The organism is Arthrobacter sp. MDT2-34-1, assembly GCF_059091365.1.
In genome coordinates this window covers 1,339,734-1,357,019 of the sequence record NZ_JBNHGO010000001.1, presented here as the reverse complement: position 1 = coordinate 1,357,019, position 17,286 = coordinate 1,339,734, and the positions used below count along the sequence as shown (strand labels likewise).

The 17,286-nt window shown below is 66.6% G+C and carries 19 protein-coding genes; 17 read left to right on the top strand and 2 right to left on the bottom strand.

Annotated features, from left to right (window positions below; translation table 11 throughout):
• Positions 1-64 precede the first annotated feature (64 nt).
• The 12 genes from AC5RVV_RS06265 to tuf all read left to right on the top strand — a co-directional run bounded on the left by AC5RVV_RS06265 (position 65) and on the right by tuf (position 12,558).
• Complete coding sequence (locus tag AC5RVV_RS06265) at positions 65-1,276, top strand: thiolase family protein (RefSeq protein WP_494000490.1); 1,212 nt, start codon at positions 65-67, stop codon at positions 1,274-1,276.
• A 12-nt stretch (positions 1,277-1,288) separates the two neighbouring features.
• The gene (locus AC5RVV_RS06260) at positions 1,289-1,978 is read left to right on the top strand and encodes a 3-oxoacid CoA-transferase subunit A (RefSeq protein ID WP_494000489.1); all 690 of its coding nucleotides are present in this window, start codon (positions 1,289-1,291) and stop codon (positions 1,976-1,978) included.
• Positions 1,975-2,619, top strand: a complete 645-nt coding sequence (locus AC5RVV_RS06255) for a 3-oxoacid CoA-transferase subunit B (RefSeq protein ID WP_494000488.1) — start codon at positions 1,975-1,977, stop codon at positions 2,617-2,619. The genes AC5RVV_RS06260 and AC5RVV_RS06255 overlap by 4 nt, the downstream gene beginning before the upstream one ends.
• Before the next feature lie 8 nt (positions 2,620-2,627).
• Positions 2,628-3,419: an IclR family transcriptional regulator domain-containing protein gene (locus AC5RVV_RS06250; protein ID WP_494000487.1), complete on the top strand. Its 792-nt coding sequence runs from the start codon at positions 2,628-2,630 to the stop codon at positions 3,417-3,419.
• A 67-nt stretch (positions 3,420-3,486) separates the two neighbouring features.
• Positions 3,487-4,218, top strand: a complete 732-nt coding sequence (locus AC5RVV_RS06245) for a class E sortase (RefSeq protein ID WP_494000486.1) — start codon at positions 3,487-3,489, stop codon at positions 4,216-4,218.
• Between the two features lies 1 nt (position 4,219).
• Positions 4,220-4,417 carry a hypothetical protein gene (locus AC5RVV_RS06240; RefSeq protein WP_494000485.1) on the top strand — a complete coding sequence of 66 codons (198 nt, stop codon included), beginning with the start codon at positions 4,220-4,222 and terminating at the stop codon, positions 4,415-4,417.
• A gap of 174 nt (positions 4,418-4,591) precedes the next feature.
• A complete protein-coding gene (locus tag AC5RVV_RS06235; protein ID WP_494000484.1) occupies positions 4,592-5,671 on the top strand; it encodes an LPXTG cell wall anchor domain-containing protein in 1,080 nt (359 codons plus the stop codon).
• 80 nt (positions 5,672-5,751) lie between these two features.
• On the top strand, positions 5,752-7,806 hold the full coding sequence (locus AC5RVV_RS06230) for an acyltransferase family protein (protein WP_494000483.1): 2,055 nt from the start codon (positions 5,752-5,754) through the stop codon (positions 7,804-7,806).
• Positions 7,807-8,106: 300 nt separating this feature from the next.
• On the top strand, positions 8,107-8,481 hold the full coding sequence (gene rpsL, locus AC5RVV_RS06225) for a 30S ribosomal protein S12 (protein WP_493979224.1): 375 nt from the start codon (positions 8,107-8,109) through the stop codon (positions 8,479-8,481).
• Complete coding sequence (gene rpsG, locus AC5RVV_RS06220) at positions 8,481-8,951, top strand: 30S ribosomal protein S7 (RefSeq protein ID WP_127511056.1); 471 nt, start codon at positions 8,481-8,483, stop codon at positions 8,949-8,951. The genes rpsL and rpsG overlap by 1 nt, the downstream gene beginning before the upstream one ends.
• 64 nt (positions 8,952-9,015) lie before the next feature.
• Positions 9,016-11,130 carry an elongation factor G gene (gene fusA / locus AC5RVV_RS06215; protein ID WP_494000482.1) on the top strand — a complete coding sequence of 705 codons (2,115 nt, stop codon included), beginning with the start codon at positions 9,016-9,018 and terminating at the stop codon, positions 11,128-11,130.
• A gap of 237 nt (positions 11,131-11,367) precedes the next feature.
• On the top strand, positions 11,368-12,558 hold the full coding sequence (gene tuf, locus AC5RVV_RS06210; RefSeq protein ID WP_493940539.1) for an elongation factor Tu: 1,191 nt from the start codon (positions 11,368-11,370) through the stop codon (positions 12,556-12,558).
• A gap of 148 nt (positions 12,559-12,706) precedes the next feature.
• On the opposite strand, the gene AC5RVV_RS06205 is transcribed toward tuf, so the two are convergent.
• Positions 12,707-13,087, bottom strand: a complete 381-nt coding sequence (locus AC5RVV_RS06205) for a VOC family protein (RefSeq protein ID WP_494000481.1) — start codon at positions 13,085-13,087, stop codon at positions 12,707-12,709.
• A gap of 116 nt (positions 13,088-13,203) precedes the next feature.
• On the opposite strand from AC5RVV_RS06205, the gene AC5RVV_RS06200 reads away from it, so the two are divergent.
• Positions 13,204-13,338: a hypothetical protein gene (locus AC5RVV_RS06200; protein ID WP_494000480.1), complete on the top strand. Its 135-nt coding sequence runs from the start codon at positions 13,204-13,206 to the stop codon at positions 13,336-13,338.
• A 37-nt stretch (positions 13,339-13,375) separates the two neighbouring features.
• Here AC5RVV_RS06200 and AC5RVV_RS06195 read toward each other — a convergent pair whose 3' ends face one another.
• Positions 13,376-14,887, bottom strand: a complete 1,512-nt coding sequence (locus AC5RVV_RS06195) for a glycoside hydrolase family 1 protein (protein ID WP_494000479.1) — start codon at positions 14,885-14,887, stop codon at positions 13,376-13,378.
• A gap of 477 nt (positions 14,888-15,364) precedes the next feature.
• Here AC5RVV_RS06195 and rpsJ point away from each other — a divergent pair, with 477 nt between their 5' ends.
• From rpsJ to rplW, 4 genes are read left to right on the top strand one after another with little or no spacing between them, the layout of a single operon-like run.
• Entirely contained in the window at positions 15,365-15,673 is a 309-nt protein-coding gene (gene rpsJ / locus AC5RVV_RS06190; RefSeq protein WP_003803825.1) for a 30S ribosomal protein S10, read from the top strand.
• 13 nt (positions 15,674-15,686) lie between these two features.
• Positions 15,687-16,340 (top strand): 50S ribosomal protein L3, encoded by a 654-nt coding sequence (rplC, locus tag AC5RVV_RS06185; RefSeq protein WP_493979219.1) that lies wholly within the window; start codon positions 15,687-15,689, stop codon positions 16,338-16,340.
• Positions 16,341-16,344: 4 nt separating this feature from the next.
• Positions 16,345-16,962, top strand: coding sequence for a 50S ribosomal protein L4 (gene rplD, locus AC5RVV_RS06180; protein ID WP_494000478.1), 618 nt, complete (start codon positions 16,345-16,347; stop codon positions 16,960-16,962).
• Positions 16,959-17,264, top strand: a complete 306-nt coding sequence (rplW, locus tag AC5RVV_RS06175; protein ID WP_493941555.1) for a 50S ribosomal protein L23 — start codon at positions 16,959-16,961, stop codon at positions 17,262-17,264. Before rplD ends, rplW begins: the two co-directional genes overlap by 4 nt.
• Positions 17,265-17,286: the final 22 nt, after the last annotated feature.

The following is a 17,286-nucleotide window of genomic DNA, read 5'->3' as shown; positions in this document are numbered from 1 at the left end:
CGGGCCGGGCCGTTTGCTGTAACCCAAAGGCGCACCCCGGAAGTGCGCCGCGAAGGAGCCTCGAATGAACCAGGCATATCTGTATGACGCCGTCCGCACCCCCTTCGGCAAGTTCGGCGGTGCGCTGGCCGGCGTCCGCCCGGACGACCTGGCGGCCGAAGTCGTCAAGGCGGAAGTTTCCCGCGCCCCGGGCCTGGACCCGGAACGCATCGACGAGGTGATCTTCGGCAACGCCAACGGCGCCGGGGAAGAGAACCGGAACGTGGCGCGCATGGCCACGCTGCTGGCCGGCCTGCCCACCTCGATCCCGGGGACCACCGTGAACCGGCTGTGCGGCTCCAGCCTGGACGCCGCCATCATCGCCTCCCGGCAGATCAACGCCGGCGAAGGCGACCTGGTGCTGATCGGCGGCGTCGAGTCGATGAGCCGGGCGCCGTGGGTGCTGCCCAAGACCGAGAAGCCCTACCCGGCCGGCGACATGACCCTCGCGTCCACCACCCTGGGCTGGCGCCTGGTGAACAAGAAGATGCCGCGGGAATGGACCGTCTCCCTGGGCGAGGCCACCGAACAGCTGCGCGAGCGCCACGGCATCAGCCGCGAACGGCAGGACGAGTTCGCCGCCGCCTCGCACCGCCTCGCCGACGAGGCCTGGAACGCGGGCAAGTACGACTCGATGGTGGTGCAGGTTCCGGGCACCGACCTGGCCCGCGACGAGTCCATCCGCCCCACCAGCACCGTTGACGTCCTGGCCGGGCTGAAGACCGTCTTCCGGCCGGCGGGCGACGGCCCCGAGGGCGGCACGGTCACGGCCGGCAACGCTTCGCCGCTGAACGACGGCGCTTCGGCGGCGTGGCTGGGCAGCGAGGCCGCCGCCGGGCTGCTGGGGACCGGGCCGCTGGCCCGGATCGCCGGCCGCGGCGCCGCCGCGCTGGAGCCGCAGTTCTTCGGGTTCGCGCCGGTGGAGGCCGCGAACCAGGCCGTCAAGCGGGCCGGCATCAGCTGGTCCGATGTCGCCGCCGTCGAGCTCAATGAGGCCTTCGCCGCGCAGTCGCTGGCCTGCATCGACAACTGGGACATCGACCCGGCGATCGTGAACGCTTGGGGCGGGGCAGTGGCCATCGGCCACCCGCTGGGCGCCTCGGGCATCCGCATCCTCGGCACGCTGGCCCGCCGGCTGCAGGAATCGGGCGACCGCTGGGGCGTGGCCGCCATCTGCATCGGCGTGGGCCAGGGCCTCGCCGTCGTGCTGGAAAACGTCAACTCAACCAAGAACTAAGGAGGTAAGCGGGTGCCTACATTCGCTGCTACTGCCCGGGACGCCGTGGCCGGCATCCAGGACGGCGCCACGGTGCTGATCGGCGGCTTCGGCAACGCCGGCCAGCCGATGGAACTGATCGACGCGCTGATGGACTGCGGCGCCACCGACCTGACCGTGGTGAACAACAACGCCGGGCAGGCGGACGCCGGGCTGGCGCTGCTGATCAAGGAGCGCAGGGTCAAGAAGATCATCTGCTCCTTCCCGCGCCAGTCCGACTCCTGGCACTTCGACACCGCCTACCGCGCCGGCGAAATCGAACTGGAACTGGTGCCGCAGGGCAACCTGGCCGAACGCATCCGCGCCGCCGGCGCCGGGATCGGCGCCTTCTTCACGCCCACCGGCTACGGCACCATGCTGGCCGAGGGCAAGGAGACCCGGATGATCGACGGGCGCGGCTACGTGCTCGAGACGCCGATCCACGGCGACGTCGCGCTGATCAAGGCGCTGACCTCCGACCGGAAGGGCAACCTGGTCTACCGCAAGACCGCCCGCAACTTCGGACCGATCATGGCCGCCGCCGCCAAGCAGAGCATCGTGCAGGTCTCCGGCATCGTGGAGACCGGCCAACTGGATCCCGAGGTCATCGTGACTCCGGGCATCTACGTGGACACCGTCGTCGAAATTGCGCCGCAGGCCGCAGAGGGAGAGGCAAACCAGTGAGCGAGAAACTCAGCCGCGAAGATCTGGCCAGGCTGGTGGCCCGGGACATCCAGCCCGGTTCCTTCGTCAACCTTGGCATCGGCCAGCCGACGTCGGTCTCCAACTACCTGACCGCCGAGCAGGACATCACCCTGCACACCGAAAACGGCATGCTGGGCATGGGCCCGGAGGCGCAGGGCGACCAGATCGACCAGGACCTGATCAACGCGGGCAAGGTCCCGGTCACCGAGGTGCCGGGCGCGTCCTACTTCCACCACGCCGACTCCTTCGCCATGATGCGCGGTGGCCACCTGGACGTCTGCGTGCTCGGCGCGTTCCAGGTCTCCGCCACCGGCGACCTGGCCAACTGGCACACCGGCGCACCCGACGCCATTCCCGCCGTCGGCGGGGCGATGGACCTGGCCACGGGGGCCAAGGACGTCTACGTGATGATGTCCCTGTTCACCAAGGACGGCAAGCCGAAGCTGGTGCCCGAATGCACCTACCCGCTCACGGGAGTGGGCTGCGTCACCCGCGTATACACTAATGACGCGGTCTTCCTGATTACCGAGGAAGGCGTGCGTGTGCGCGAGACGTTCGGAACCACGCTTGAGGAACTGCAGTCCAAGATGGACATCAAGCTGCTTCCGCCCACCGAGTAAAAGGAACCATGACCGAGACCAAGACGCCGGGCGACCAGTTCGTCCAGTCGCTGGCCCGCGGATTGACCGTGATCAGGGCCTTCGACGCCGACAACGTCACCATGACGCTCAGCGAGGTCTCCAAGAGGACCGGCCTGACCCGTGCCACCGCGCGGAGGTTCCTGCACACCCTGGTCGACCTGGGCTATGTGCGCACCGACGGCCGCGTCTTCGAACTCACCGCTCTGGTGCTCCAGCTGGGGTATTCCTACCTCGCCGGGCAGAGTCTGCCCCAGCTGGTGCAGCCATTGCTGGAAGAGCTTTCCGCGGAGCTGCATGAATCCACCTCCGCATCGATTCTCGACGGCGATGAGATCGTCTACATCGCCCGCATCCACACCCGGCGGATCATGACCGTGGGCATCATGGTGGGCACGCGTTTCCCCGCCTACGCCACGTCCATGGGCCGCGTGCTGCTCGCCGGCCTGCCCGCCGGCCGGCTGGAGGACTATCTGGCCTCGGCCGAGCTGAAGCCGTTGACGTCACGGACCATCTCCGACCCGGACAAGCTTCGGGCGGAGCTGGACAAGGTGCGGAGCCAGGGATGGGCCCTGGTGGACCAGGAACTGGAGATCGGCCTGCGCTCGGTGGCCGTTCCGGTCCTGCATCCGGACGGTTCCGTGGCCGCCGCCTTGAACATGTCCATGCAGGCATCGCTGGCAGACGGCACCCGGGACGTGGACGCCGTCGTCGCGGAAGCCCTGCCGAAGCTGCAGGCCGTCGCCGCCAAGGTCACCGACGCGCTGCGCGCCCAGCAGTAGGTCCCGAAGGCGGGCGCGCCGGCCCCGCCGCCGGCAGGAATCGAGTTCCCCAGGGAGGATTGCGCATATGGGAAAACGTCAAACCATGTTTTCGCTCCGGGCCGCCTCCGGCCTGGCCGGCGAACTGCTCGTGACCCTGGGAGCCATCGTCCTCCTCTACGTCGTCTGGCAGCTGTGGTGGACCAACCTGGACGCCCGGGCGGCGCAGCAGGACGCGGTCACCGCCCTGTCCCGGCAATTCGAAGGCCCCGCCGTGAGGGCCGCCGCCGAGGACTTCGGGCCGCCGCAGCCGGGCGGGCAGCCCCGGGACGGCGAGACCTTCGGGATCGTCTACGTCCCGCGCTTCGGCGATGACTTCACCGTGCCGGTCTCGGCGGGGGTGGGTCCCGAGATCCTCGATTCGCTGGGGCTGGGCATGTACGACGGCACGGCGATGCCGGGGGAGGTCGGAAACTTCGCGGTGGCCGGCCATCGCCAGACCTACGGCAAGGTCCTCGACAACATCGACGCGCTCCGGCCCGGGGACCGCATCCATGTGCGCACTGCCGACGGGTACTTCACCTACGTCTTCGAGGAGCACACCATCGTGACGCCGGACCGGACGGATGTACTGCTGCCGGTGCCGGAAAAACCAGGGGCCGAACCTGTCAGGGCGATGATGACCCTGACCACCTGTCATCCACGGTTCGGCGACCGGGAGCGGTACATCGCGTACGCCGCGCTGGAATCATGGCGCCCCGCCGAGGCGGGACCGCCTGCCGACATCGCCGGCCTGGTCGCCGCGCAGGCAGGAGCCTGAGGTGTACGCCTGGATCTTCCGCAACCTGCCCGGCCCGTTCGCCGTGCGGATCATGCTGTCGCTGATGCTGCTGGCGGCGGTCGTCCTGGTGCTCCTGGAGTTCGTTTTCCCGTGGATCAGTTCCCTCGGGCTGCTGGAAGGCGAGGCAACACTCAGCCAGGGCCGGGCAGACGGCGGGGCCGGGGAGCGGTCAGGGTAGGACGACCCGCGTTGCCGCGGACCCGGCAGGCGCGTCGGATTAGCGGATGTGACCTGCATCATTTATATTTCTGCAAGGGCCGGTAAATGCCGGCCGACGCAGGGCACCGAAGCAATCGGATCGGCGCGATCTCCGCCCTGCCAGGACAGCCGAGTTGGGGACAGGACATTTCACGTGACATCACGACTGCGCGCTGCGCTGCTCACCGGCACTGTTGCCGCCGCTCTCGCCCTGGGCAGCGTTCCCGCCCACGCCGGCAGCCAGGATCCGGCCGGGCAGCAGGGCCTGATCCCCGGTGACACCGCTCCCGAGCCCGGCCCGGACGCGGTTGCCGTAGGGACGGTTGGGTCGGCAGCGGCGGTGAACGCGCCGGTTGAAGAAACTGCCCCTGCCAAGCCGGTTCAGGCGGAGCAGGAAGAGGCCCTGGCTGACGCCGTGGTTACCCTGCTGGTCGAGGCTCCCGCAGATAACGACGGCGGACCGATGGACGGCGCCGACGGCACCGACGGGGCCGCGGGCGCGATCGATTTTCCCGCGGATGGCGAAGAGGTGGCCTCCGCGGAAGGCGCCTCGGCCGAGGACTCAACTCCGGCACCGGAAACCATACCTACTTCTCCCGCCGCCGATCCGTCCGCACCTGCAGTGGAGCCCCCCACGGAGGCTGCGCCCGCACCCGAAGCTCCTCCGGCTGCAAAACCCGCTCCCGTGATCGAGCCCATAGTGGTGGGCGGACGCACCCTGACCCACAGCGACTTCAACATCCCGGATGACATCGCCGCCGGCGACGAGGAAACCGTCATGCGCTGGATGGAAGAGAACATGGACCTCGTGCTCGAGTCCGAGGGCATGACGTACCTGATGAACCTCATCATGGAGTACCTCATGGCGGGCGACCTGGACGGCCTGGCCGCGCTGATCCGGGAAATGAGCGCCTCCGATCCTGCAGCGGGGGAGGAGCTCATCCTGTGGATGTACGAGCTGTTGGACGGAATCGGTGAATGGCCGGGCGACTTCGGCGAGTGGCCGGTTGTCGATGAGCCCGGACCGGAGCAACCCGCCAAGGAACCTGCGGCAGTTATCATCCCGGCCTCGCAGCCCCAGCCGGCAGTGCCGTCTAACGTGCTGCCGGGGGCCGTCCCGGCCGGGGCGCTGGCGGACACCGGTGCCGCCGGCACCGCCTGGCTCGCCTCGGGCGGAGTGGGCCTGTTGATGCTCGGCTCGGCCCTCCTCTGGTGGCGGCGCCGCACGGCCTGAGGTAGCCGGCCCGGTCCTGCACCCGGGCGTTCACCCCGCCGCCAACTGTCGTTGACCTTGGCATGGCTGAATGTCCTGCGATGGATCCTGAGACAACGCCGCGGCGGAAATTCCTGCCCGAAATCCAAGCCCTGCGCGCCCTTGCGGTGCTGTTGGTGGTGGCCTACCACCTGGAGCCGCGCTGGCTGCCCGGCGGCTACGTCGGAGTGGACGTCTTCTTCGTCATCTCCGGCTTCCTGATCACCGGCCACATGCTCCGCGAGGCGGCGGCCACCGGCACGCTGTCCCTGAGGTCATTCTGGGCCGCCCGCATCCGGCGCATCCTGCCCGCGGCGCTGCTGACCGTTGCCGTCGTCCTGGCGGCCACGCTGGCGCTGCTGCCCATGAGCCAGTGGGAGCGCATCGGGGGCCAGGCCCTGGCCTCCACCCTCTATTTCCAAAACTGGGTCCTGGCCGCCGACTCCGTCGACTACCTGGCCGCGACCGAGACGCCGACGCCGCTTCAGCACTTCTGGTCCCTGGCCGTCGAGGAACAGTTCTACCTGCTGTGGCCGCTGCTGGTCCTGCTGGCCGTCTTCGCGGCGCGCCGAACGAAGCAGGGCCGCCGGGGGATCGCAGCCGCGATCTTCGCCGCCGTCGTCGCGGCGTCGCTGGCCTATGGCATCTGGGCCACCGCCGGCGGCAGCCCGGCCGCCTACTTCATCACGCCCACCAGGATCTGGGAACTCGGGCTGGGTGGGCTGCTGGCCGCCCTGCACCGGGACACGCGCCGCTGGCCGTACCTGCGCAGCCTGCTGGCGGCAGCGGGCCTGGCCGCGATCACGGCCTCGGCGTTCCTCTTTAACGCGAGCACGCCTTTTCCCGGGGCGGCGGCACTGCTCCCGGTGCTGGGCACCATGGCCGTCATCGCTGCCGGACGGACCGGCGGGCCGCTGTCCCTGCACCGCCTGGTGGACTGGCGGCCTGTCCAATGGACGGGGAATGTCTCCTACTCGCTCTACCTCTGGCACTGGCCCCTGATCGTGTTTTTCACCATCCTGGCGGATCGGGAGCCCGGGCCGCTCACCAGCCCGCTGCTGCTGGCCTGTTCCTTTGGCCTGGCCGCCCTGAGCTACTACTTCGTGGAGACACCGGTGCGCCGCTTTGGCTGGTTCAGCGCCAACTCCTGGCGGCCGCTCGCCGCAGGCGCCGCGGCCACCGCGCTGGTCGGCACGCTGGCCTTCGTGCCGGCCAACCAGCAGGAACGCATCCTGGCCCAGCGTGCCGAGGCGACGTCCGCGCTGCTGGCCGCCCCGCCGCCCGGCTTCGGCGTCGCCTCGATCACGGAGGACGGCCACCGCGCCTTCGCCACCGAGACCCCGCTGGTGGTCCCGGATCCCGCCCGGGCCGGAGCCGACCAGTCCGGCCTCGGCGATTGCGCCGTCACCTCGATGGCGGCCGAAACCAAGGAATGCACCTACGGGGACCCGGAGGGGGACTTCACCCTGGCGCTGGTGGGAGACTCGCACGCGGGGCAGTGGTTCAAGGCCTTGGAGCCTGTCGCCCGAGAGCGGGGTTGGCGCCTGCTGACATACATCCATCATTCCTGCCCGTTCAACGCGGAGCAGCGCAAACTGGAAGCGAAGGGGGAGTCCGTCTGCCGCGGGCCCAACGAACAGACCATGGAACGGCTGACCAGCGGCGGCGTGGACGCGGTCCTGACCTCGTACTACGCGGAGTCCTCCTTCGTGGACTCGGGCACCGGCCAGCGGCCCGGCGCGGCGGGCTTCGCCGAGTACTGGAACCAACTCGCCGACGCCGGCATCGACGTGTACGCGCTCAAGGACACGCCCCGCCCGCGTGAGGGCGCGATCGCCCGGGACTGCGTGGCGGTGAACTACGACGACCCGGCCGAATGCGGCCAGTCGCGCCGCGACGGCCTCGACGGGAAGGACCTCACCGAGGATGCGGCCATGCTGGCCCCGCGGGCGCGGGTCATCGACCTGTCGGCGCACTTCTGCGACCGGGAGACCTGCCCGGCGGTGATCGGCAACGTCCTGGTGTACCGGGACCTCAACCACGTCTCCGGCACCTACATGAAAACGCTGGCCCGGCCGCTGGAAACGGCCTTGCTGCTGGCGATGGAACGGCCGTGACGCCGCGGCCGGCCCGCCGTGCAGCAACCGTTGGGCAGCCGCCGGGCCACCGCGTCGTGCGCGACCCGCATACTCTGCTAGACTTATGTTCGATTGTTTTTGTGTGGCAGTGGATGAAGGCCGTTTCGGATGATAACGGAACGGGGCCTGTTTCCGGTCCGCGGGGTTCTTGCGCGGAGAATGCCACACTTTTGCACGCCTACGGTCGCTTCGATTCCGCAGCGGGTGCGAAGACGACCGACAGTGCCTGGCCCTGCATGACAGACGGGGCAAAGCCCAAGAAAAACGGAGAACACGAAAGTGCCTACGATTAACCAGCTGGTCCGCAAGGGCCGCTCACCTAAGGTGAATAAGACCAAGGCGCCTGCCCTCAAGGGCAGCCCGATGAAGCGCGGCGTTTGCACCCGCGTTTACACCACCACCCCGAAGAAGCCGAACTCCGCGCTCCGTAAGGTAGCCCGCGTCAAGCTCGCCGGCGGCATCGAAGTGACTGCCTACATCCCCGGTGTGGGCCACAACCTGCAGGAACACTCCATCGTGCTGGTGCGCGGCGGCCGTGTGAAGGACCTGCCCGGTGTCCGCTACAAGATCGTCCGCGGCGCCCTCGACACCCAGGGTGTCAAGAACCGCCAGCAGGCCCGCAGCCGCTACGGCGCGAAGAAGGAGAAGAAGTAATGCCCCGTAAGGGTCCGGCCCCCAAGCGGCCGCTCGTAGTTGATCCGGTACACGGCTCGCCGCTGGTTACCCAGCTGATCAACAAGGTTCTCGTTGATGGCAAGAAGTCCACCGCGGAGCGCATCGTGTACGGTGCCCTCGACGGTGTGAAGGCCAAGTCCGGCGGCGATCCCGTTGCCGCCCTCAAGAAGGCCATGGACAACGTCCGCCCGACCCTGGAGGTCCGGTCCCGCCGCGTCGGCGGCGCCACCTACCAGGTTCCGGTCGAGGTCAAGCCGGGCCGTGCTACGGCCCTGGCCCTGCGCTGGCTGGTCGGCTACTCGAAGGCCCGCCGCGAGAAGACGATGACCGAGCGTCTCATGAACGAGATTCTGGATGCGTCAAACGGTCTCGGTGCCGCTGTGAAGCGTCGCGAAGACACCCACAAGATGGCCGAGTCCAACAAGGCCTTCGCCCACTACCGCTGGTAAAGAGTCGATACGACGACGGCGCCAACCGCCGTCGTCGTATCCCTCACCTACAAAGGGAGACATTGTGGCACTGGACGTGCTAACCGACCTCACGAAGGTCCGCAATATCGGCATCATGGCCCACATCGATGCCGGCAAGACCACCACTACCGAACGCATCCTGTTCTACACGGGTGTGAACCACAAGCTCGGCGAAACTCACGACGGTGCGTCGACCACTGACTGGATGGAACAGGAAAAGGAACGCGGCATCACCATCACCTCCGCCGCGGTGACTTGCTTCTGGAACCAGAACCAGATCAACATCATCGACACCCCGGGCCACGTGGACTTCACTGTGGAGGTGGAGCGTTCGCTGCGCGTCCTCGACGGTGCCGTTGCTGTCTTCGATGGTAAGGAAGGCGTGGAGCCGCAGTCGGAGACTGTGTGGCGCCAGGCCGACAAGTACGAAGTTCCGCGCATCTGCTTCGTCAACAAGATGGACAAGCTCGGCGCCGACTTCTACTTCACGGTAGACACCATCATCAAGCGCCTGGGCGCAAAGCCGCTGGTCATGCAGCTGCCAATCGGCTCCGAGAACGACTTCATCGGCGTCGTCGACCTGATGACCATGAAGGCACTGGTATGGGAAGGCGACGCCAAGGGCGACGTCACCATGGGTGCTGCCTACGAGACCCGGGAGATCCCCGCGGACCTGCAGGCCAAGGCCGAGGAATACCGCGCGCAGCTCGTTGAGACCGTGTCCGAGTCCTCGGACGAGCTCATGGAGAAGTACCTCGAAGGCGAAGAGATTTCGATCGACGAGCTGAAGGCCGGCATCCGCAAGATGGTCGTCAACTCGGAGATCTACCCGGTCTTCTGTGGTTCTGCCTTCAAGAACCGCGGTGTGCAGCCGATGCTCGACGCAGTCATCGACTACCTGCCGTCCCCGGTCGACGTTCCCTCGATGGTCGGTCACGACCCCAAGAACGAGGAAATCGAACTGACCCGCAAGCCGAACGAGGAGGAGCCGTTCTCGGCCTTGGCCTTCAAGGTTGCGGCGCACCCGTTCTTCGGCCAGCTGACCTTCATCCGGGTCTACTCGGGCAAGGCCACTTCCGGTACGCAGTTGCTGAACACCACCAAGGGCAAGAAGGAGCGCATCGGAAAGCTGTTCCAGATGCACGCCAACAAGGAAAACCCGGTGGAAGAGGTGCACGCAGGCCACATCTACGCGGTGATCGGCCTGAAGGACACCACCACCGGCGACACCCTGTCGGCCGTCGATGCACCCATCGTGCTCGAGTCCATGTCCTTCCCGGAGCCGGTGATCTTCGTGGCCATCGAGCCGAAGACCAAGGGCGACCAGGAAAAGCTCTCCACGGCGATCCAGAAGCTCTCCGCCGAGGACCCGACGTTCACCGTTTCGCTGAACGAAGAGACCGGCCAGACCGAAATCGGCGGCATGGGCGAGCTGCACCTGGACATCCTGGTGGACCGCATGCGCCGCGAATTTAAGGTCGAGGCCAACGTGGGCAAGCCCCAGGTTGCCTACCGTGAAACCATCAAGAAGGCTGTCGAAAAGGTCGACTTCACCCACAAGAAGCAGACGGGTGGATCCGGCCAGTTCGCGAAGGTCCAGGTCTCCTTCGAGCCGCTGGACACCAGCGACGGCACCTTCTACGAGTTCGAGAACAAGGTCACCGGTGGCCGTATTCCGCGCGAATACATCCCCTCGGTCGACGCTGGCATCCAGGATGCCATGCAGCTCGGCATTCTGGCCGGCTACCCGCTGGTCGGTGTCAAGGCCATCCTGCTCGACGGCGCATACCACGACGTCGACTCTTCGGAAATGGCCTTCAAGATCGCTGGTTCCCAGGTCTTCAAGGAAGGCGCACGCCGCGCCAACCCGGTCCTGCTCGAGCCGCTGATGGCCGTCGAGGTACGTACCCCTGAGGAATACATGGGCGACGTGATCGGCGACCTGAACTCCCGCCGTGGACAGATCCAGTCCATGGAGGACGCTAGCGGCGTGAAGGTTGTGCGCGCTAACGTTCCGCTTTCCGAAATGTTCGGCTACATCGGCGACCTGCGTTCCAAGACGCAGGGCCGCGCGGTGTACTCGATGCAGTTCGAAAGCTACGCTGAGGTCCCGAAGGCTGTTGCCGACGAGATCATCCAGAAGACGCGCGGCGAGTAAACCCCAGGGTGGCGGGTCCTTATCCGTAAGGATCCGGCACGCCGTGCAGGCGGCCGGTCGGCTCACGCAGCCGGCCGCCGGCACCACCCACTGACGGAACCGCGCAAGTTTTTGCCGGTACCTGACGGAACCAGTAATTTCACCAAATACAAAAGCCCGAAGTAGACTTGTTCAAGTTTCGGCCGTGACAATCGCGTCCGAAGAGCAAATCTTCTCAACACGTTCTAGGAGGAACCCGTGGCGAAGGCAAAGTTCGAGCGGACTAAGCCGCACGTCAACATTGGCACCATCGGTCACGTTGACCACGGTAAGACCACGTTGACCGCTGCCATTTCCAAGGTGCTTGCTGACAAGTACCCCGATCTCAACGAGCAGCGTGACTTCGCAGCTATCGACTCTGCCCCGGAAGAGCGCCAGCGCGGCATCACCATCAACATCTCGCACGTCGAGTACCAGACCGAGAAGCGCCACTACGCACACGTGGACGCCCCCGGCCACGCCGACTACATCAAGAACATGATCACCGGTGCCGCCCAGATGGACGGCGCAATCCTGGTGGTTGCCGCGACTGACGGCCCGATGGCCCAGACCCGCGAGCACGTTCTGCTGGCCCGCCAGGTTGGCGTTCCGACGCTGCTGGTGGCCCTGAACAAGTCGGACATGGTTGAGGACGAGGAACTGCTCGACCTGGTCGAAATGGAAGTCCGTGAGCTGCTCAGCTCGCAGGAGTTCGATGGCGACAACGCACCGGTCATCCGCACTTCCGGCCTGAAGGCCCTGGAAGGCGACGCCCAGTGGGTCAAGTCCGTCGAGGACCTGATGGACGCCGTTGACGAGTACATCCCGGACCCGGTCCGCGACAAGGACAAGCCGTTCCTGATGCCGGTTGAAGACGTCTTCACCATCACCGGCCGCGGCACCGTGGTGACCGGCCGCGCCGAGCGCGGTACCCTCGCCATCAACTCCGAGGTCGAGATCGTCGGCATCCGCCCGGTCCAGAAGACCACGGTTACCGGTATCGAGATGTTCCACAAGCAGCTCGACGAAGCATGGGCAGGCGAGAACTGTGGCCTGCTGCTGCGCGGTATCAAGCGCGAAGACGTGGAGCGCGGCCAGGTTATCGTGAAGCCGGGTTCGATCACCCCGCACACCGATTTCGAGGCCAACGTCTACATCCTGTCCAAGGATGAAGGCGGCCGCCACAACCCGTTCTACTCGAACTACCGTCCGCAGTTCTACTTCCGCACCACCGACGTGACCGGCGTTATCACCCTCCCCGAGGGCACCGAAATGGTCATGCCGGGCGACAACACTGAGATGACCGTTGAGCTCATCCAGCCGATCGCCATGGAAGAGGGCCTCGGCTTCGCTATCCGTGAAGGCGGCCGCACCGTTGGTTCGGGCCGCGTCACCAAGATCACCAAGTAACTCTGTGATCTGCTGACCGGAGGTTTCCGGTCGGAGGCAGGAGAACCCCCGCCGTCTCAGGACGGCGGGGGTTCTTTCTTTTAATGATGCGCCGGGTGTGATGCTGCGCGCACGCTCCGGGCGCGCCTTCGGTCATGGTCCTTCCGTTTTAGATGTTCTGGTGCAGGCAGAGAATGTTGCCCTCCGTGTCCGGGAACCAGGCGCAGCGCTGGTGGCCGGTCACCGCGATGTGGTTCTCGGTCTTGAGGCCCGGCAGGTCGTAGTCCGCGAAGTCGACGCCGCGGCCGGCCAGTTCGGACATCTCGGTTTCCAAATCGGCCACCTCGAAGCTGATCGAGGTGTGGTCCGACGTGTCGGCGTCCGGTCGGACGATGAGTTCTACCGCGGTGGAACCGTCGCTGGAGAAAAGGAACGAATCCTCTCCGAGCGGGCCGGCCGGCTGCAGGCCGAGGGAATCCTGGTAGAACGCGCGCGCCCGGTCCATGTCCTTCACGGGCAGGACCGTCGTCATGGTTTTGGTGCTGAGCATGGTTGTCCGGCTTCCTGGGAGCATCTGCGGTGGACACTCCCAGAATAGTCTCGGCCGGGGCCCCGGGAACTGGCGGACGGGCACGAATTTTGACCGCCGACCAGTAGGATCAGACCATGGAATGGCTGATCGTGTGGATCGTCCTGGGCCTGGTTGCCGCGGTGGTCGGGGCGGTGTCCTGGGGCAGGCGGTACTTCCGCCACGAACTGGACCGTGCCCGCCGCATCCGGCGCGCCGACGGCGGGCGGTAGCGAAGCGCCGGGGACCGGCGAACGCGCCGGCGGGCCGTCAGGCCTGACCCGGTGCTGCCACCGCCGGCTCGGTCTGCCCTGCCGCCTCGCCGGCACCGGCACGAGTGCGGCGCGCGGCCACATCCTTCAGCCAGTGGAAGGACGCCTTGCGGATCCGCTGCTGGGTGGCGAAGTCCACGTACACCAGGCCGAAGCGCTGGCTGTATCCGGCCGCCCATTCGAAGTTGTCCATCAGCGTCCACACGTAGTAGCCGCGCAGGTCGATGCCGGCTGCGGGCCCGTCCGGCGCCGTCGCGGTGAGCGCGGCCTCCAAATGCGAGGCCAGGTAGTCGATCCGCCGCACGTCGGCGACCGACGGCTCCTTGGTCAGCGCGTCGCGGACCACCACATCCTTGAAGCTGGCGCCCCCCTCGGTGATGTAGACCGGCGGCAGATTGGGGTAACGCCCGGCCATCTGGGCCAGGGCGACCTGCAGGTAGTCGGGTGCCACGGGCCAGCCGAATTCTGTCCGGTCATACCCCGGCCACGCGGCCAGGTGGAACGGCAGCTCGCCGCCCTGCTCCCAGAGCAGCTCGGGCAGGCCGTCGGGGATCGCCTCCGGCCCGGTCAGCGGCCCCGGGCCGATGCCAATCCTGGTGGGGAAGTAGTAGTTCAGCCCGTAGAAGTCCAGCGGCTGGCTCATCACCGCCAGGTCCTCGTCCGGAATCTCGCGCAGGTACTGGAGCGCGGGCTTGAGCACCGGGTTGAACGTTGGGTAGCGGCCCAGCAGCACCGGGTCCGAAAACATGCCGTTGTGGAGCACGTCGTACAGTTCCACCAGCACATCGTGGGCCAGCCCGTCCTTGGCGCCCACCACGGGGGAGTAGACGTTCGTGATGCCCGCCTCGCCCGTGATCCCGCCGGCCCGCAGGGCCGAGAGGCTGAGCCCGTGCGCGAGGATGAGGTGGTGCGCGGCCGGCAGGGCGTCGAACAGCCCGGCCTGGCCGGGAGCATGGACGCCGAGGCCGTAGCCGTTGAGGGTGACGGTGGTCGGCTCGTTGATCGTGACCCAGCGGTCCACCCGGTCGCCGAACTTGTCCGCGGCGATCGCCGCAAAGTCGGCCAGCCGGTACGCGGTATCCCGGTTGAGCCAGCCGCCCGCGTGCTCCAGCGGCAGCGGGGTGTCCCAGTGGTAGAGCGTGCACATCGGGGAGATGCCCCGGGTCAGCAGTTCATCCAGCAGGCGGTCGTAGAAGTCGATGCCCCGCTGGTTGACCGGCCCCTGTCCGCCGGGCTGGATCCTTGGCCAGGACAGCGAGAACCGGTACGAGTCCACACCGAGCTCGGCCATCAGCGCGACGTCCTCCGGCATCCGGTGGTAGTGGTCGCAGGCCGCGTCCGCCGTCGCGCCGCCGGCAATCCGCCCGGGCTCGTGCGAAAACGCGTCCCAGCCGGAGGGTCCGCGGCCGTCTTCGGCCACGGCGCCCTCGATCTGGAATGCCGCCGTCGCCACTCCCAGGGTAAAGTCGGACGGGATCATTGCCGCCAGGCGCCCGCTGTCCATTGCCATTCGCTGCTGTCCTCCTGAAACCTGGTCTCCCGTGTGCGGCGCCCGCCGGAGCGGGCTGGCACCAGCATCGCACTGCCGGCTGGTCCGCGCCATAGCAGGGCAGCCGGGGTGCGGGCTTCGGCCCGGGGGCCGATTCGCAATCAGGGCCAAAGTCTGCCACACTAGATGAGTTGTTCAAGCGCTTTTGCATGTCTTCGTGCGAAGCTGGGTCCCGCCCGGGATAATGCCCGGGGCAGGGTCAGGCTCCACGGATTTCAAAGAAGCCCAAATATAACCCACCCTCCATTTTGAGCGGGCGGAGTGCGCAGAATGTTCGCGACACGCCCGACCGCGGGGGTCGGAGCCTCAGCAGGGTGAGGAACCCGGATTCATCCGGATTCAGTCTGCCGGAGGAGCGCCAGGCAGGAGCGATCCAGCCGTCGGGGCGCATCAGGAGAAAGTCAACAGAGCAGCACTGAGAAAGAGAGCGGAGACGCCATGGCGGGACAGAAAATCCGCATCCGTCTGAAGTCATATGACCATGAGGTCATTGATGTTTCAGCACGGAAGATCGTTGAGACGGTCACGCGTGCAGGCGCAACGGTAGTGGGCCCCGTGCCGCTGCCCACCGAGAAGAACGTGTACTGCGTTATCCGGTCGCCGCACAAGTACAAGGACAGCCGGGAGCACTTTGAAATGCGCACCCACAAGCGGCTGATCGACATTATCGATCCCACGCCCAAGGCCGTCGATTCGCTGATGCGGCTCGACCTGCCGGCGGACGTGAACATCGAAATCAAGCTGTAGGGGAGTGAGTATTTTGTCTACCACTACACGCCAAGTAAAGGGACTGCTGGGCACCAAGCTCGGCATGACCCAGGTCTGGGACGAGAACAACCGGCTCATCCCGGTCACGGTCGTCAAGGCCGACTCCAACGTCATCACCCAGCTGCGCTCTGCGGACGTCGACGGCTACACCGCCGTCCAGATCGGCTACGGCCAGATCGACCCGCGCAAGGTGACCAAGCCGCTGGCCGGCCACTTTGAGAAGGCCGGGGTTACCCCGCGCCGCCACGTGGTTGAGCTGCGCACCGCCGATGCCGGCTCCTACGAGCTGGGCCAGGAACTCTCCGTGGAACTGTTCGAGACCGGCCAGAAGGTCGACGTCGTCGGAACCACCAAGGGTAAGGGCTTCGCCGGTGTCATGAAGCGTCACGGCTTCGCCGGTGTGGGTGCCTCGCACGGCGCGCACAAGAACCACCGCAAGCCCGGTTCCATCGGTGGCGCGTCCACTCCGGGCCGCGTTTTCAAGGGCATGCGCATGTCCGGTCGCATGGGTGCCGTCCGCCAGACCACGCTGAACCTGACGGTTCACGCTGTGGACACCGAGAACTCGCTGCTCTTGATCAAGGGTGCCGTTCCCGGTGCCCGCGGCTCGGTCGTTCTCGTCCGTTCCGCTGTGAAGGGAGCCTAGTTCAATGGCCAACACGCTCAAGGTTGACCTGCCTGCAGAGATCTTCGACGTCCAGACCAACGTGCCGCTGCTGCACCAGGTCGTCGTCGCCCAGCTCGCTGCTGCCCGGCAGGGAACCCACAAGACCAAAACCCGCGCCGAGGTTTCCGGTGCCGGCCGCAAGCCGTTCAAGCAGAAGGGCACCGGCCGCGCCCGCCAGGGTTCGATCCGCGCCCCGCACATGACCGGCGGCGGCGTCGTGCACGGCCCGACCCCGCGCGACTACAGCCAGCGCACCCCCAAGAAGATGAAGGCCGCTGCCCTGCGCGGCGCCCTCTCGGACCGGGCACGCAACGGCCGCATCCACGTCGTGGAGGCACTGGTTGCCGGCGACAAGCCGTCCACCAAGGCCGCTACCGAGGCCCTGCGCGCCATCACCGACCGCAAGAACCTGCTCGTAGTCATCGAGCGCGCCAACGATGTGGCGGCCCTGAGCCTGCGCAACATCGAGGCTGTTCACACCATTTACGTGGATCAGTTGAACACCTACGACGTGCTCGTTTCCGACGACGTGGTCTTCACCCAGGCCGCCTACGAGGCATTCATCGCAGCTAAGGCAACTGCCAAGGAGGACGCCAAGTGAGCGCGACCACCACAAAAGATCCCCGCGACGTGATCCTTGCTCCCGTCGTTTCGGAGAAGAGCTACGGCCTGATCGACGAAGGTAAGTACACCTTCCTGGTCGACCCCCGCTCGAACAAGACCGAGATCAAGCTGGCCGTGGAGAAGATTTTCTCCGTCAAGGTCGACTCGATCAACACCATCAACCGTGCCGGTAAGCGCAAGCGGACCAAGTTCGGATGGGGACAGCGCAAGGACACCAAGCGCGCAATTGTCACCCTGAAGGAAGGCACAATCGACATCTTCGGCGGTCCGCTTTCTTAAGCGGAGACCACTTTAACGAGGA